Here is a 16,506-nt window from a genome sequence, read left to right as displayed (position 1 = left end):
CCGATTGACCTGAACAACCCTGAGTTACCAGAAGTTGTGGTGCCGACAGAAGGCAAGATTACTTCAACGAAATCTATTGTTGGTAATCCATCTAGCGTGAAGCCAAATGATGTACTTACTTATAATATTACTTTAGCGAACAGTTTCGGCACAGCAAAAACAGGCGTAACGGCAAGTGATGCGGTTCCTGCTACGTTGACAAATATTACGGCAATCAGCAATGGCGGAAGCTGGACAGGCAATACCATCAACTGGAATAGTTTAACAGTACCGGCAAAAGGAACACTCGTATTGAGTTTCCAGGCTACAGTTATACCAACACTTCCAGCAGGCACAACACAGATTAAAAACGTTGCCTCGGTTGTAGATCCGATTGACCCGAACAACCCTGAGTTACCGGAAGTTGTGGTACCGACAGAAAGCAAGATTACTTCAACGAAATCGATTGTTGGTAATCCTGCAAGTGTAAAGTCTGGCGATATAATAACCTATAATATTACTTTAACAAACAGCTATGGCACAGTAAAAACGGGTGTAACGGCAAGTGACGCGGTTCCTGCTACCTTAACAAACATTACGGCAATCAGTAATGCCGGAAGCTTAACAGGCAATACAATTAACTGGTCAGCTTTAACGATACCAGCAAACGGCAGTTTAACATTAAGCTTTACCGCTACGGTAGTTCCAAATTTACCTGTGGGCACAACAACGATTAAAAATGTTGCCTCGGTTGTAGATCCAATTGACCCGAACAACCCTGAGTTACCGGAAGTTGTGGTACCAACGGAAGGCAAGATTACTTCCACGAAATCGATTGTTGGTAATCCTGCAAGTGTAAAGTCTGGCGATATAATAACCTATAATATTACTTTAACAAACAGTTTCGGCACAGCAAAAACGGGCGTAACGGCAAGTGACGCGGTTCCTGCTACGTTGACAAACATTACGGCAATCAGCAATGGCGGAAGCTTGACAGGCAATACCATCAACTGGAATAGTTTAACAGTACCGGCAAAAGGAACACTCGTATTGAGTTTCCAGGCTACAGTTATACCAACACTTCCAGCAGGCACAACACAGATTAAAAACGTTGCCTCGGTTGTAGATCCGATTGACCCGAACAACCCTGAGTTACCGGAAGTTGTGGTACCGACAGAAGGCAAGATTACTTCAACGAAATCGATTGTTGGTAATCCTGCAAGTGTAAAGTCTGGCGATATAATAACCTATAATATTACTTTAACAAACAGCTATGGCACAGCAAAAACAGGAGTTAAAGTAAGTGATGATCTTCGATTCAACTACAAAAGATTACTAGCATTAATAATGCAGGCATATTAACAGGTAGTGTAATTAACTGGAATAATTTAACAGTACCAGCTAATGCAACCTTAATCTTAAGTTTTAATGCAACAGTAAAAGCTAACTTACCTGCAACCACTACTAACATCAGGAATACAGCTGTGGTAACGGATCCAATAGAGCCAAATAACCCTGATAAACCTTATGTAGAGATTCCAACAACGATTACTGATCTTTTTATTCCTAACCTTTACACTCCAAATGGCGATGGTACCAATGATACTTTCGTAATAAAAGGGCTGGAAATGTTTGCCGAAAATGATTTGGTTATCGTAAACCGATGGGGTAATGAAGTTTTCAAACAAAATAACTACCAGAACAACTGGTCAGGTGAGGGGCTTAATGAAGGAACATACTATTATGTGCTACGTGTAAAAGATACTACTGGCTCAAATTGGAAAGTTTATAAAGGTTACATCACTTTAATCAGAGCATTTAATAAATAAAGGAGTAAGATTAACCGAAGAGGTATTAAAAGTTTCTTCGGTTATTAATCATTCATATATGAAAAGACTATTGATATTATTCACGATACTTCAGTTTGATGTTAAGTTAACTTATGCTCAGCAGGATGCACAGTTTAGTCAGTATATGTTCAACGGAATTTATATTAATCCGGCTTATGCTGGTTACAGGGAGCAACTAAATATTCATGGTTTCTATCGAAATCAATGGACAGGAATTACAGGATCACCTAAAACAATGTCATTAGCTGTTGATGCTATTGCAAATAATGGAAATGTGGGACTCGCCCTGCAAATATCCAGTGATAAACTTGGGGCTCAAAGTAATTTAGCCGCTTATGCAAATTATGCTTATCGAATTAAGATGAATGCAGATGGTACTTCGCGTTTAGCATTTGGTGTGGGTGCAGGTATGGTTCAATTGGGTATAGATGGATCGATGTTGAATCCTAACGATGCAGAGCGAGATCAGCCCGGAGGCATGCAAAGCAGTATTGTACCAGATGCAAGGGCAGGAGTTTTTTTTTCAAATAGCCGTTTTTATGTAGGGTTTAGTGCAGATAACCTCGTGTCACAATACATTAATTTAGATAGATATGCGTTTATTCCCCAGCCAAAACCTCATTATTACTTAACTGCTGGGATGTTGCTTCCTATGAATGAAGCCATTCAATTAAAACCCTCGTTTCTGTTAAAAGATGATCGAGGTGGTCCAACAAGTTTGGATTTGAGTGCTTTTGTTATCATGGCAGATAAATTTTGGCTTGGTGGCTCTTATAGAACGGGAGTAAAACTTTATGATAAAAGTTATCTTCAAAAAGATTTATCAAGTTTAAATTCTGCCGTTGCTACTATACAAGTATTTCCAAATAGTAATTTCAGAATTGGTTATGCATACGATTTTTCAATTGGTGCTTTACAAAGTTACAGCGGAGGAACTCACGAGATTTCTATTGGATATTTCTTTAAAAATAAAAACATAAGAATGTTAACCCCACGATATTTTTAATGATGATTAGAGAGATAACAATGAGAAATACATATATAATAATAGCACGAAGAGCCTATTTAGTAATTTTGCTTTTGTTAATGATTTCAGTTAAACCTGTAAAGGCTCAATTTGTAATTAAAGAAGCTGATGCGCAGTATGATTTATTTAACTATGTTAAAGCAATTGATTTATACGAACAGGCCTGGGCTAAGAAAGAAACTTTACATACTGCAGAGCGTTTGGCTTCTGCTTACCAATTAACCCAAAATTATAAAGAAGCAGAAAGCTGGTATTCAATAGCATCAAAAATGACTGGGGGTTCGGCTGAAAGGATTAGGTAGCGATGATATTTATAGCTTTGTGCAGCAAAAGATATTAGTTTTAAAACTTGAAGGGATTGTTTACAACAAAAAGACCAATGAACCTATAGGTAACGCACACGTTACTTTAAATAGAATAGATGGGAGCACATTTAGATTAGAAACGGATAATGATGGAAAATTTAAATTTAATTTAGAAGAAAATTCAGATTACAATTTAATAGGAGATAAAATCAATTATTTAAGTGATAGAACCAGTTTAACTACTAAAAATTTAACTACATCTACTACAATTAAAAGGGGTCTGTTTCTAGATTCAATAGTCCTGAATAAGGCAATAAAACTTGAAAACATTTACTATGATTTTGATAAGGCTGATATTAGGCCAGATGCAGCAGTTGAACTTGATAAGTTGGTTAAAGTACTTGAGGATAACCCAACCATTTGGATAGAACTAAGCTCACATACAGATAGCAGAGGTAACGATCAATATAATCAAAGGTTATCACAAAGTAGAGCAAACTCTGCAGTACAATATATCATTTATCGCGGAATAAATAAAAACCGCATCACAGCTAAGGGCTATGGAGAAAGCCAGCTAATAAATGATTGTGCTAATGGTATAAAATGCTCAGAAGCCGAACATCAATTAAACAGAAGAACTGAATTTGAGATCACAAAACAATAAAAATTAGCTTGTTAATGAATAGCCTATTATTCTGAAAAAATAATAGGCTATATTTATTTTAACTATATTATTGTATGAGGCATCATTCAATACACTTCTATCAACTATTATGTGTCATATGCATTAATATATTTTATATTAGAATTAATCCTCATAATATGTGCGATATAGTTAATGATGTTATAAATTAATAAACCAGATAATTAAATATAGTTGTTTAGTATTGTGCTACTCATATAATTATCGTTTTGCAACGCAAAAGAACTTTTGTTGTAGATAATTATTTGTAGTTTTACGGATAATCGAAATATGCAGGATTTCTGGAATAGCCTACAGCACTTAATTGACCCCAAAACATTGTTGAGAGAGGGCGGCTTTTACCTTGTTGTATTTGTAATTTTTGCAGAAACAGGTTTGGCTTTTGGCTTTTTTCTCCCTGGCGATTATTTATTATTCCTTGCAGGCATGTTTGTTGCCAATAAACAACTGGATGTTAATATCATTACCCTCATAACATGTTTAAGTATTGCCGCAATAGTTGGTAATTTTGTTGGGTACTGGTTTGGACACAAAACAGGCCCATCACTGTATCATAGGAAAGATTCCTTTTTTTTTAAGAAAAAATATTTACGTTCAGCAGAGGCCTATTATAACAAACAAGGTGCATTTGCGCTTATAATGGGAAGATTTGTTCCAATAGTTAGAACTTTTGCACCGATTTTTGCTGGTGTAGTAAAAATGGACTTTAAAAAATTCGCTTTCTATAATATAGTTGGGGGTGTTTTATGGGCATGTTCGTTAACTTTATTGGGCTATTTTTTAGGCATAAAGTTTAAAGAAGAAATAAACGATTATTTATTATATATTATTATTGGATTTATACTTATAACAACTATCCCTTTATTGATTACCTTTGTAAAAAGTAAAGTTAGTAGTTCTGAAGAGGAAAAGACAGATTTAAATTAAAAATGGCAAAAGACGATCATCACGCATGGCATAGCGTATCTCCTGGTAAAAATGTTCCAGAAGTTGTAAACGCAATTATTGAAATCCCAAAAGGCTCAAAAGCCAAATATGAAATAGATAAAGAATCTGGTTTAATTAAATTAGACAGAGTTCTTTTTTCATCAGTAATGTACCCGGCAAACTACGGATTCATCCCGCAAACATATTGTGATGATAAAGATCCGTTAGATATATTGGTATTATGTTCTGTAGATGTATTTCCTATGACTTTAATAGAAGCTAAAGTTGTTGGTGTTATGCACATGGTAGATAATGGCGAGCAGGATGATAAAATTATTGCTGTTGCTGCTCATGATATGTCGGTAAATTACATTAACGATTTAGATGAGTTGCCACCACACCAAATGAAAGAAATCGTTCGTTTCTTCCAGGATTATAAAGCGTTAGAAGAAAAAAACGTAACCATCGAACATTTACTTGGTGTTCGTTATGCGCATAAGGTAATTAAAGAAAGCATAGAACTTTATAACACAACATTTAGAGAATTAGCTTAATGGATTTACCCACGGTCTGTTTGTTTTTAAATTTAGAGCTAAGTGCTATCCTGCCAACAAACGTAGTTCTGGTTGCTTTACAAGAACCAGATACATCATCAATTGGATGGAGATTAATCTTCGCATTATTTTTAGTTTTACTTAACGGATTTTTTGTTGCTGCCGAGTTTGCAATTGTAAAAGTTAGGGCATCACAAATAGAAATTAAAGCCAAATCGGGCAGCCGCGTTGGCAAAATGGCTAAAGGCATTATCCATAATTTAGATGGATACCTTGCCGCAACGCAGCTTGGTATAACGCTTGCATCACTTGGTTTAGGTTGGGTAGGTGAAGGCGTTATGCATACCATTTTCAAAAATCTTTTCGATAGTTTGCAATGGGGTTTTAGCGAAGCTTTCATACATTCTGCATCTACAGTTGTTGCATTTTCGGTGATAACCATCATGCATATTGTTTTTGGTGAGTTGGCTCCTAAATCATTCGCAATACAAAGACCTGTAGCCACTACACTTTTTATTGCCGTTCCGCTTCAAATATTTTATGTCGTTTTTAGGCCATTTATATGGACGCTTAACAACCTTGCTGCAATCATTTTAAAACCATTTGGTATTGATACCTCAGCTGGGCATGAATCCTTACATAGTACAGAAGAACTTCAATATTTATTAGATCAAGGTAAAGAAAGCGGTGCGTTAGATAACAACGAGCACGAACTTATTAAAAACGTATTCGATTTTAATGAGCGTGTAGTTAAAAACATCATGGTTCCACGAACCAAAATTTCGGGTGTTGAACTGACTTCTCCAAAAGAACAAGTTATTGATACAATTATTAAAGAAGGTTATTCTCGTTTGCCTGTTTACGATGAAATAATGGATAAAATTGTAGGTATCATTCATGCCAAAGATATTTTACCATTGGTTGCGGCAGGTAATCAACATTGGACATTGAACGACATTATTCGTAAGCCATATTTCGTTACAGAAACAAAGAAGATTAACGATTTAATGAGCGAGTTGCAAAGCAACCGCATTCAAATTGCAATTGTTTTAGATGAATTTGGCGGAACAGCAGGTATGGTTACCCTAGAAGATATCGTAGAAGAACTTGTTGGCGAAATTCAGGATGAGTATGATGAAGAGAAACCGCTGGTTGAAAAAATATCTGATAACGAATTTATAGTTAATGCCTTTGCAACAGTTTATGATGTGAATGAGCATTTGCCGCATGATTTGCCAGAAGATGAGGATTTTGATACTATAGGTGGTTTAGTTTCTCATGTGTTTGAACGAATCCCTGAAGTTGGAGAAAGCAACGAATCTTACGGGTATTTATTTACCATCCTAAAGAAAACGGAACAGAATATCGAAACAATTAAGTTAGAATTGGTTATAAATAAATCGGATATGGTTGATAATCACTAATTTCAACTATGCATATTTTTTACACGCCAGATATAACCCAAAATACCTACACGCTGAATGAAGAAGAAAGCAAGCATTGCATAAGAGTTTTGCGCTTGCCGGTTGGCACTTTGGTAAATTTGGTTGATGGTATAGGCGGATTCTACACCGCTGAAATTACTTCCGATAACCCTAAAAAAGTAACGCTATCTATACAAAACGTAGAAAGGGAATTCCACAAAAGAAATCATTATCTCCATATCGCAGTTGCACCTACCAAAAATATCGATCGGATAGAATGGTTTTTGGAAAAGGCAACAGAGTTAGGAATCGATGAAATTACTCCAATTATCTCTGATCGTTCTGAACGTAGAATTGTGAAAGAAGATAGGTTGAATAAGGTAGTAACATCAGCTGTGAAGCAATCTATCAAAGCTTATCATCCTAAACTCAATGAAGCCATTTCATTTAATGAATTTTTGAAGACTCCTTTTGATGGAGATAAGTTAATTGCGCATTGCATCGATAACGAAGAAAAAAAATATATTGCAGATATTGTTGTTCCTAACCATAAATATTTAGTTCTTATTGGTCCGGAAGGTGATTTTACTCCCGAAGAGGTTAGCTTAGCTTTGAAAAAGGGTTTTAAAGCATTAACTTTAGGTAATAATAGGCTACGTACCGAAACAGCGGCGCTTGCTGCATGCTTTGAAATAAATTACCTTAACCGATGAGAAAAGTTAAATTTGGTAGGTTAAAAGTTATGAGTTCATTGTTATTGAAACGATTACTCTTATGCTCTTGTATCTTTATTTCTTGCTCCATTTTACTTGTCTTCGTTTCATTTGCACCACCTTCTTATCGAATGGCAAAATTAAAATATAATGGTGGAGGAGATTGGTATGCTGATAGAACTGCTTTGCCAAACCTGATTGCTTTTTGCAATTCGAATCTCAAAACAAATTTTTATCCTGAAGAAAGTATTGTAGAAGTTGGTAGTAAAGAAATTTTCAATTACCCATTTGTATATATGACTGGGCATGGGAACGTCGTTTTCAACGATCAGGAGGTTAAAAATTTGAGGCAATATTTAATTGGCGGTGGCTTTCTTCATATTGATGATAATTATGGATTGGATAAATTTATCAGACCACAAATGAAAAAGGTATTTCCTGAATTGGGGTTTGTAGAATTGCCGGCTAACCACGTTTTATATAATCAGAAATTTAAATTTCCGAATGGATTGCCTAAAATACATGAACATGATAGCAAACGCCCACAAGGTTTTGCGTTAATTTATAAAGGAAAGGTTGTTTGTTATTACACGTTTGAGTGTGATTTAGGCAATGGCTGGGAAGACTTTGGCACATATCCTGAAGATTCGCAAGAAACCCGTTCAAAAGCCTTAAAAATGGGCGCTAATTTAGTTCAGTATGCTTTAACTCGATAGTTATGTACAAAGTAAAGGTTAATGAAAAATTTCTTTTTGATTTAGATACGAATGGTGTAAATACTTTATTAAACGGTGAACCCATAGATATTGACATTAGTGCATCGAACAGTAATTTATCTAATGTTATCTATCAAAATAAATCTTTCAATACGGAAGTTGTTGAGCTTAATAAGGCTGAGAAAAGCTGTAAAATAAAAGTTAACGGGAACATTTACACGGTTTCTTTAGAGGATAAGTTTGATCAATTGTTAAAACAATTAGGGCTTGATAATTTAGCATCTAACAAAGTTTCAGAAATTAAAGCGCCTATGCCCGGATTGGTTTTGAATGTAATGGTTGCAGAAGGTTCGGAAATTAAAAAAGGGGATAACTTATTAATTTTAGAAGCTATGAAGATGGAGAACATTCTAAAATCATCAACTGATGGTATTGTAAAAAAGGTTATGATAAAACAAGGTGATAAGGTTGAAAAGAACCAAATCTTAATCCAATTTAAATAGTAAATTAAAGCATAATTACTCGAGGTATTTATTAAATAGCTTCACATTACTCAAAATTTAGAACAAAAAAAATCCCGATTTCAAATCGGGATTTTTTTTGTTATCTTTTTGGATTAAAAGGTTTTGCTTTAGCTTGTTTAAAGTTTCGTTTTCCAGCGGTACTAATTTCTGGAGCGCCAAGCATTGTCATAGCGCAACGGAAACCAACTTCTGCAGATGCATCGTCTTGTTGTAAAAATCTACGAGTGGCTGGATTTAACCAATAAGCCATATCATTCCAAGAACCACCTTTATAAACCCTTGATTTATCATTAACTAAAGAAACACCTTCCTCATTCAATAATTTATTCTGTCTGTCACGGTATCCACGTTCATCAGCTTGATATGAAGTTACCATACCTTTAGGGTCTGGCGATTTAGAAATTGAATCGGCTCTTTTTGCTAAAGCCTGTTTATCAGCCCAGCTTAATTTTTTACCCGAATAAGCATTTTCTTTAATCGGTTTGCCATATTTATCTAATGCAATTTTTCCATTTGCAGCGTCAGAAAGCTGTTTATCTTGAAACTGGTTACCACGATATGGATTGAAGGCTTCGGCATCAGTAAAAGTTCCGGTACGGTAAACATCATTAACCCATTCGTTAACATTACCAGCCATATTGTATAAGCCAAAATCGTTCGGACTGTATGATATTACAGGAACAGTTAAATCACCTTTATCATTTAGTGAGCCACCAACACCCATATAATCACCTTGTGCTCTTTTAAAGTTGGCTTGTATTAAACCTCGGGTTTTTTTACTAGCCGAACTAACACCTAATCCATTCCACGGGTAAATTTTATTTTGATTAATATTTTCGTATTCTGTATTACCAATTAATCCTAAAGCTGCATATTCCCACTCTGCTTCAGTTGGTAAGCGATATGGCTGCATAATTACACCATCCTCTAAAGTTGCATTTCTGGTTGGAATTGCATTACCACCTCTTCCACCTGCAGCGCCGATAGATGCTCCTGCTTTAGCGTTGTAATCTTTAGGTGCATTTTTACCTTTATCATCATACTGGCCGTTTAAGTAAGCATCAGTATTAAAAGGTTTATCAGGTCTTGCAGCAGTAGTAGTACCTGTTGTCGTATTTCCTCTTGCTGGGTTATTGCCTGCGGCCAAAGTTTTATAGTCTGTTAAAATTCCTTTCTGGCGTAAAATGTATTCATTAGCCTGAGAAGTTCTCCATTCGCAAAAGCGAGATGCTTGCTCCCAACTTACACCAACTACAGGGTAATCTCTATAAGCAGGATGCCTTAAATAGTTGTCAACGTAAGGTTCGTTATATGATAAAGCCCTGCGCCAAACCAAAGTATCAGGCAGTTCATTATAATAATATTCACGGTCTTCAGGGTAACTGGTTCTAATCCAATGTAGATATTCTAACCAATCGGTGTTTGAAACCTCAGTTTCATCCATATAAAAGGAAGGAACTGTAACCTGTCTTTTATAGTTATATATGTTTGGTTCAACTCCTGCAACCTCAATTGCGCTACCTCCAACAACCAAAACACCACCTTCAATAGGAATTAAACCTGGTCCTGGCGCACGTTTGTAGTTGCTTGCTACGGCGAAACTGCCGTAAGTTTTATTATTCTTATCTGCATAAGGAATACCTGTTTTGCTAGATGCACCACCTTTATTTCCTCCGCAAGAAGAAAGCATAGCTGCAAGGGCAAGGCAAGAAAAAGAATATAGTAGTTGTTTTTTCATAAATGCTGTATAGTGTGAACTAAAGCTTATTCAACTGATAAAATTACGTAAATTTTAGTGATTTAGTAATAATTGTGTTAATAAAAATTTGTTGTATGGTTTTTAAGCAAAACGGATTAATGATTAATGTATTGTGTAAACCTTAAAATAGTTATAGGTATGGATATATGCACAAGTTGAGTGCTAATTTTAGTGTATTTATTGTCTATTAAATCATTCCGAATAAATTTTACAAAAAGGTAAAGTCATGTTAAAAGAATTTCCATTATAATTGGCACTATCATCTATACTTCTTAATATCTACTAAGGGAAATTTCAAGAATTCCGATTTAAGCCTCATAATTTTTTCCCTTAACTTGAGGATAAAAATTAACAGTAACTGGAAAAATTAATGAATCAATTTCTGATAAATTATATAACTTGTTTATTAAAAAAAAACTAAGCAGATTTTAGAATATCCAGCGGAAAGATTTATGTATAAAAATTGCAGATTTATTTAGGCCGATTTTAAAAATCCGTAAGTTTATTGTAAAATATATTTACTGCCTGTTCGTTTGATAAATATATTCTTCAAAAATATTAACTTACGCAAAATCTTAAATCACGTACCTATCACGATGAATTTCAAGTACATTGGTAAACTTGCTTTTTATGCACTTTCTGTTGCACTAGTATTTGGAAAAGCAAATGCTCAAGCAACTATTTCAGGCACTCAAACCAATGGAAGCGAATCTAATAATATTGTAACTGCAGTTCCGTTTTTATTAATCACTCCAGATGCAAGGGCAGGATCCATGGGCGATGCTGGTGTGGCAGTTCCCGGAGACATTAATTCTGCTAGTATTAACCCAGCAAAATTAGCTTTTCTTGATAAACCCTACGGTTTTGCACTATCATATAGCCCTTGGTTAAAAAGTTTGGTGCCGGATATTAACCTTGCATACGTTGGTGGTTTTTATAAGTTGGATGATAGAAATACGATTGGAGCATCATTAAGATATTTTTCTTTAGGTCAAATTCAATTAACTGATATTAATCAACAAGACTTAGGAATTTCTAACCCTAACGAATTGGCGCTTGATTTTACTTTTGCCCGCTCATTTGGTAAAGAGTTTTCGCTAGGAAGTTCGTTAAGATACATTTATTCTAATTTGGCTTCGGGTCAGTTTTCATCTGCCGGGCAAGTTCGTGGTGGCAATGCGGTTTCAATTGATATTGCTGGTTTGTACAAAACATCTGCTACTTTATTTGATAAAAACACAATACTTTCTGCCGGTGCAAATATTTCGAATATTGGTACTAAAATGAGTTACTCGGATGGCGGAGAAAACTATTTCTTACCAACCAATTTTAAACTTGGCGGTGCAGGTACAATTGCGGTAGATGATTTTAACACGTTCACATTAGCTCTAGATTTTAATAAATTACTTGTTCCTACGCAACCGATTTATGATTTAAGTGGAAACATTGTAAGTGGTAAAGATCCAAATCGTTCAGTGCCTTCTGGTATATTTGGTTCATTTGCTGATGCACCAGGTGGATTAAGTGAAGAACTAAAAGAAGTTGGCATTTCGACAGGGTTCGAATATTGGTACAACCAACAGTTTGCCATTCGTGGTGGATATAATTATCAAAGTCCGCAAAAAGGAAATAGCCGTTATTTTACCTTAGGTGCTGGTTTAAAATATAATGTGTTTAACATTGACTTCGCATATTTGATTGCAAACGCACAAACAAGTCCGCTGGCCAATACATTGCGTTTTAGTTTGTTATTCAATTTTGGTGATAAAAAAGGTTTAAGATAGCCCTCTAATCAAAATTATTTTGGCAATTTCGTGCCAATAAATTTTAATAAAAATTTTATGAAAATAAGGGTAGGTATTGGGTTCGATGTCCATCAGTTAAAAGATCAGCATCCTTTTGTGGTTGGTGGAGTTACGCTCGAACACCACAAAGGCGCTTTTGGTCATTCAGACGCTGATGTGTTGTTGCATGCCATTTGCGACGCACTTTTAGGAGCCGCAAACTTACGGGATATTGGTTTTCATTTTAAAAATACCGATGATAGATGGAAAGGCATCAGCAGTATAATTTTATTAAAAGAAACTGTGAAATTACTTACTGAAAAAGGTTGGCAAGTAGGAAACATAGATGCCATGCTTTGTTTGGAAGCCCCAAAAATTAATCCACATATTCCTGCTATGCAAGAAAATATTGCTGCTGCAATTGGTATTTCTACCGAAGAAATTTCTATAAAAGCTACAACGAATGAAATGATGGGATTTGTAGGTAGGGAAGAAGGTGTTGTTGCTTATGCGGTGTGTTTAATTGAAAAAATATAGTTTCCTGTTTATAAAAATCAAAAGGCCAGACTAATCTTCTTAGTCTGGCCTTTTTTATTAGCTTATTGCTTCTTTAACATTTCCTGTTCTTTTAAGTGTTCCCCAAGTTTCTAACTCTCCTTTTATCGCTTTGCGAAAAGAGCGAAAAAGTACCAGGTACATTAACTGCCTCCAGAAGAAACGTTGCGGAAATATGTATAATAGATTTTTAAATTTTTCATGTTCCATTTTAAATGCTATTGCCGCAAAAATCATATCTACCAAAATAAATATGAGGTAGTAAAATAAAACTTGTCCAAAGCCATTGTGCAAACTTAAAATTCCTGTAAAGCCAGTAAGTGTTAAATTGTTAATGGCGCTTAGCGAAAATAAACCGCTGATTAGGGATATCAACATAAACAAATCTGCCAGCGGTGAAAATAGCGGCAATATGATTTGATAAATTAGGATATTTGGCATTCCAACCATACCAAAATAGCCGTATTTTTTATTTAACAATGTTTTTCTATTCTTCCAAAAACTTTGCATAACACCAAAACTCCAGCGAAATCTTTGTTTCAAAAGCATGTTTACGCTTTCGGGTGCTTCGGTATATGCAATAGCAGTATTACAGTTTTCTACCTTATAGCCGGCTCTCAAAATGCGCATTGTTAAATCGCAATCTTCGGCAAGTGTATCTGTAGTAAACGCACCAACTTCTAACACCACATTTTTGCGGAATGCGCCAATAGCACCCGGAACAACTGTAATTGTGTTTAGTAAATCAAAGGCACGGCGATCCATATTTTGAGCGGTAATGTATTCAATAGATTGCCATTTTGTAATCATGTTATGTGCATTGCCAACTTTTACCGTACCTGCAACGGCAGCAATTTGTGGAGCATAAAAATAACGCATCAATTCGGTTACGGCATCGGTTTTAAGTTGAGTATCTGCATCAATACAGATGATAAATTCTGAACTTGCTTTAGTAATTCCAAAATTTAATGCTGATGCTTTACCGCCATTTTCTTTCTTAAAAACCTTAACCAACGGATGGTTACCAAAGTGATTTTTTATCATTTCGAAGGTTTTATCTTTAGAACCATCATCCACAAAAATTAATTCGAAATTTGGATATGTGGTTTTTAATAAACTATTAATGGTTTGTACAGCTGTGATCTCCTCGTTATAAGCAGGAATAATTATGCTAACCTTTTCTGATGGATCTTTAACCAGCTTATGTGAATTTTTTCTTGCCCTTTTTCGCTGTATTATTGCTAGATAGGCTATAAATATTGTTCTTAAAATCGCCAATACAATTGCAACGCTAAATACAACGTTTAGAATTATATTTCCGTAATAAAAGAAATTAATAAAAAAGTAATCACCAGAACCGAGAAAACCACTATTTGCACTTGATTTTACAGCAGGCATCAATTCTGATCTCTTTTTGCCCATCAAATTACCAACAGTTGTAAATGTGTACCCTTGTTGCTTAAAGTATTTTATAATTCTTGGCAAAGCAGCAACAGTAGCTTCGCGATTTCCACCTGCATCATGCAACAAAAGAATGTTGCCGTTATCTTTCTGCTTAACAACTTCATTAAAAATCTGGTCGGCAGTTTTGCCTGGCTCCCAATCTTCTGGGTCTATGAGCTCGCCAATGTTGATGTAATTTTCTTTTCTGCTTTGCGCAACAGGTAAGATTTCTGAAGTATTTTGTGGCTCTGCATCAGCATTAAATGGCGCCCGAAACAAAATGGTACTATGCCCTGTTACGGCTTCAATTAAGCGACGGGTAGCATTTAACTCAAACTTTACTCGCCTTGGTCCGATGGAAGACATGTCAGGATGAAAGAAAGTATGGTTTCCGATTTCGTAGCCGCCATCATATTCCTGCCTTAACAGTTCCATGTTTTTCTCGGCCATAATACCAACTACAAAGAAACAACCAGGTACATTCTCTTTGTTAAGGATACTTAAAACCTGTGGTGTGTAAACCGGGTCTGGGCCATCATCAAATGTTAAAACAATTTTTTTATTAGCCTCACCAAATCTTTTAATAACATATTGCGAAGGCAATCTCATATATTGCTGATTTGCAATAGTAAAATTATCTTTATTTAGTGTAAACCTTGCTGCACCAGGATTTGGTGTAGAAATTAAATCCAGAATTTCTCCATCGCCGATATAGGCTATGCCACCCATATTCAGCGAAGATATTTTTCTAAAATCTACTGGTTTTTTCTTTAATCCAGCTAAACTCAAATCATTAGAAATAAACTGCCATAGTCGCTTATCTTCAGACCCCAGGCGCCATAATGCAATGCCGGCAATATCCCAATCATCTGCTTTTCTGATTAAGTTAAAATTGGTTGCCGCATCAGTAAAATATACTTTGTGATTTATGCCGCTCCCATCTTTGTAGCTAAAATTTAAGTTTGCAGAGCCAGAATCGTAATTAATACGGCTTTTGTAATTTACGGCGGTGGTTATTGCAGTTTCGTAAGTTATTGGGGTTCCTACACTTTTCTCAGGCCAATCGTAACCATAACAAGCCAAGGCTAAAATCACCTTATTTGCATCCATCTTGCTACAGATATCATCAAGCTTTTCTTCTACCCATTCTTGATGAGAAACATCTCCTGCGTTACTACCTTCTGTATGTTGATCGTAGGCCATTAACACGATGTAATCATTGTAATGCTGTAAAACTTCAGGACTGTAATCATCGTTCTCTGGAGAAATATCTTGCGAAACAATTAAATTCTTTACATGAAATTGAGCATATAGGTTTTTCATGAAATTATTAAAGTCTTCACCGTTTTCAAGATTAAGTTCTTCAAAATCTATGTTAATACCTTTGTAGCCATATTTTTTTGTAATGTTTATCAGATTGGAAATTAGTTTTTGCTGCGCAGGCATATCGCTCAATAGTCTTCGTACTGCTGCGCCATCCCAACGATCTTTGTTAAAATTAGAAACTACCGCTATGGCCGATTTTTTTCCTTCATGAATTACCCTTAATGCTGCGGTATCTGCTTTATCAACTATCGAATCGCCATTTAGAAAAAACGATTCTGTCGCAACCATATCTAAATGCCCGATATTTCTTTTCAGATCGGGTAATGATTTACCAACTGTTCCTGCCCAGCTCACATAAAACGCCATATTTATGCGCTTTTTATCACCATGTTTGGCTAAAATTCTATTCGCTCTATCGGTTTTGATTTTTTGAAGTTTAGATTTCTCTATGGTAAAATCTTTGTATCGCTGCGATTTTTTAAGTTTCTCTAACTGTTTTTGAGTTAAAGGCCTATTGGTATTTATGTATGGAAGGCTTGGATATTGAACGGATGAAAGTGTAAGCACAACACATATTATAGCTCCAATAAATACGATAAAGAATGTTCGACTAACCCATGTAAAGGCATGCCACCTTTTTTTAGTCTCAGTTTGAAATATTTGTTTTCCGGACATTTTTCGGTTCTGATTTATAAACAAATATGACAATGCAATATGAAGATTGTATGAATGATTATAGGAATGCAATTATATAACCGGAGTTCGATTATTAAACTTGCTATTTTGATGTTTTATCGCCGTATTGCTTGTAAAGCACGTCTTTCTGAACTTATTTCAGCATCTTTCCTGCAAAAAAGGGAGCCTGAAATGAATTCAGTGTGACATAAACAAAAAAGGCAGCTTAGTAATAATGTTAA

The 16,506-nt window shown here is 35.4% G+C and carries 15 protein-coding genes; 13 read left to right on the top strand and 2 right to left on the bottom strand.

Annotated features, from left to right (window positions below; all coding sequences use genetic code 11):
• The 11 genes from ACFOWA_RS02405 to ACFOWA_RS02355 form a co-directional block, all read left to right on the top strand.
• On the top strand, nucleotides 1-1,341 hold a 1,341-nt coding region (locus tag ACFOWA_RS02405), incomplete at its 5' end, for an Ig-like domain-containing protein (RefSeq protein WP_378981405.1).
• A 122-nt stretch (nucleotides 1,342-1,463) separates the two neighbouring features.
• A complete protein-coding gene (locus ACFOWA_RS02400) occupies nucleotides 1,464-1,808 on the top strand; it encodes a gliding motility-associated C-terminal domain-containing protein (RefSeq protein WP_378981403.1) in 345 nt (114 codons plus the stop codon).
• A gap of 58 nt (nucleotides 1,809-1,866) precedes the next feature.
• Nucleotides 1,867-2,835, top strand: a complete 969-nt coding sequence (locus ACFOWA_RS02395) for a PorP/SprF family type IX secretion system membrane protein (protein ID WP_378981401.1) — start codon at nucleotides 1,867-1,869, stop codon at nucleotides 2,833-2,835.
• A gap of 20 nt (nucleotides 2,836-2,855) precedes the next feature.
• Entirely contained in the window at nucleotides 2,856-3,158 is a 303-nt protein-coding gene (locus ACFOWA_RS02390) for a hypothetical protein (protein ID WP_378981399.1), read from the top strand.
• 19 nt (nucleotides 3,159-3,177) lie between these two features.
• The gene (locus ACFOWA_RS02385; protein ID WP_378981397.1) at nucleotides 3,178-3,825 is read left to right on the top strand and encodes an OmpA family protein; all 648 of its coding nucleotides are present in this window, start codon (nucleotides 3,178-3,180) and stop codon (nucleotides 3,823-3,825) included.
• Between the two features lie 309 nt (nucleotides 3,826-4,134).
• Nucleotides 4,135-4,791: a DedA family protein gene (locus ACFOWA_RS02380; protein ID WP_378981395.1), complete on the top strand. Its 657-nt coding sequence runs from the start codon at nucleotides 4,135-4,137 to the stop codon at nucleotides 4,789-4,791.
• A 2-nt stretch (nucleotides 4,792-4,793) separates the two neighbouring features.
• Entirely contained in the window at nucleotides 4,794-5,345 is a 552-nt protein-coding gene (locus tag ACFOWA_RS02375; RefSeq protein WP_123203820.1) for an inorganic diphosphatase, read from the top strand.
• The gene (locus ACFOWA_RS02370) at nucleotides 5,345-6,769 is read left to right on the top strand and encodes a hemolysin family protein (protein WP_378981393.1); all 1,425 of its coding nucleotides are present in this window, start codon (nucleotides 5,345-5,347) and stop codon (nucleotides 6,767-6,769) included. The genes ACFOWA_RS02375 and ACFOWA_RS02370 overlap by 1 nt, the downstream gene beginning before the upstream one ends.
• Nucleotides 6,770-6,777: 8 nt before the next feature.
• Complete coding sequence (locus tag ACFOWA_RS02365) at nucleotides 6,778-7,482, top strand: 16S rRNA (uracil(1498)-N(3))-methyltransferase (RefSeq protein WP_378981391.1); 705 nt, start codon at nucleotides 6,778-6,780, stop codon at nucleotides 7,480-7,482.
• 131 nt (nucleotides 7,483-7,613) lie between these two features.
• Nucleotides 7,614-8,198: a DUF4159 domain-containing protein gene (locus tag ACFOWA_RS02360; RefSeq protein WP_378981389.1), complete on the top strand. Its 585-nt coding sequence runs from the start codon at nucleotides 7,614-7,616 to the stop codon at nucleotides 8,196-8,198.
• Between the two features lie 2 nt (nucleotides 8,199-8,200).
• A complete protein-coding gene (locus ACFOWA_RS02355) occupies nucleotides 8,201-8,701 on the top strand; it encodes a biotin/lipoyl-containing protein (protein WP_378981387.1) in 501 nt (166 codons plus the stop codon).
• A gap of 100 nt (nucleotides 8,702-8,801) precedes the next feature.
• Here the strand turns inward: ACFOWA_RS02355 and ACFOWA_RS02350 are convergent, their stop codons facing one another.
• Nucleotides 8,802-10,460, bottom strand: a complete 1,659-nt coding sequence (locus ACFOWA_RS02350) for an SUMF1/EgtB/PvdO family nonheme iron enzyme (RefSeq protein WP_378981385.1) — start codon at nucleotides 10,458-10,460, stop codon at nucleotides 8,802-8,804.
• Nucleotides 10,461-11,077: 617 nt separating this feature from the next.
• On the opposite strand from ACFOWA_RS02350, the gene porV reads away from it, so the two are divergent.
• Together porV and ispF are read left to right on the top strand one after the other, a co-directional pair.
• On the top strand, nucleotides 11,078-12,265 hold the full coding sequence (gene porV, locus ACFOWA_RS02345) for a type IX secretion system outer membrane channel protein PorV (protein WP_378981383.1): 1,188 nt from the start codon (nucleotides 11,078-11,080) through the stop codon (nucleotides 12,263-12,265).
• Nucleotides 12,266-12,322: 57 nt separating this feature from the next.
• Nucleotides 12,323-12,802 carry a 2-C-methyl-D-erythritol 2,4-cyclodiphosphate synthase gene (ispF, locus tag ACFOWA_RS02340; protein WP_378981381.1) on the top strand — a complete coding sequence of 160 codons (480 nt, stop codon included), beginning with the start codon at nucleotides 12,323-12,325 and terminating at the stop codon, nucleotides 12,800-12,802.
• A 57-nt stretch (nucleotides 12,803-12,859) separates the two neighbouring features.
• On the opposite strand, the gene ACFOWA_RS02335 is transcribed toward ispF, so the two are convergent.
• Entirely contained in the window at nucleotides 12,860-16,264 is a 3,405-nt protein-coding gene (locus ACFOWA_RS02335) for a glycosyltransferase (protein WP_378981379.1), read from the bottom strand.
• Nucleotides 16,265-16,506: the final 242 nt, after the last annotated feature.

The sequence above is a fragment of the Pedobacter lithocola genome (genome assembly GCF_042650845.1).
Lineage (GTDB): Bacteria > Bacteroidota > Bacteroidia > Sphingobacteriales > Sphingobacteriaceae > Pedobacter > Pedobacter lithocola.
This window is presented reverse-complemented; position numbering and strand designations above follow the sequence as displayed.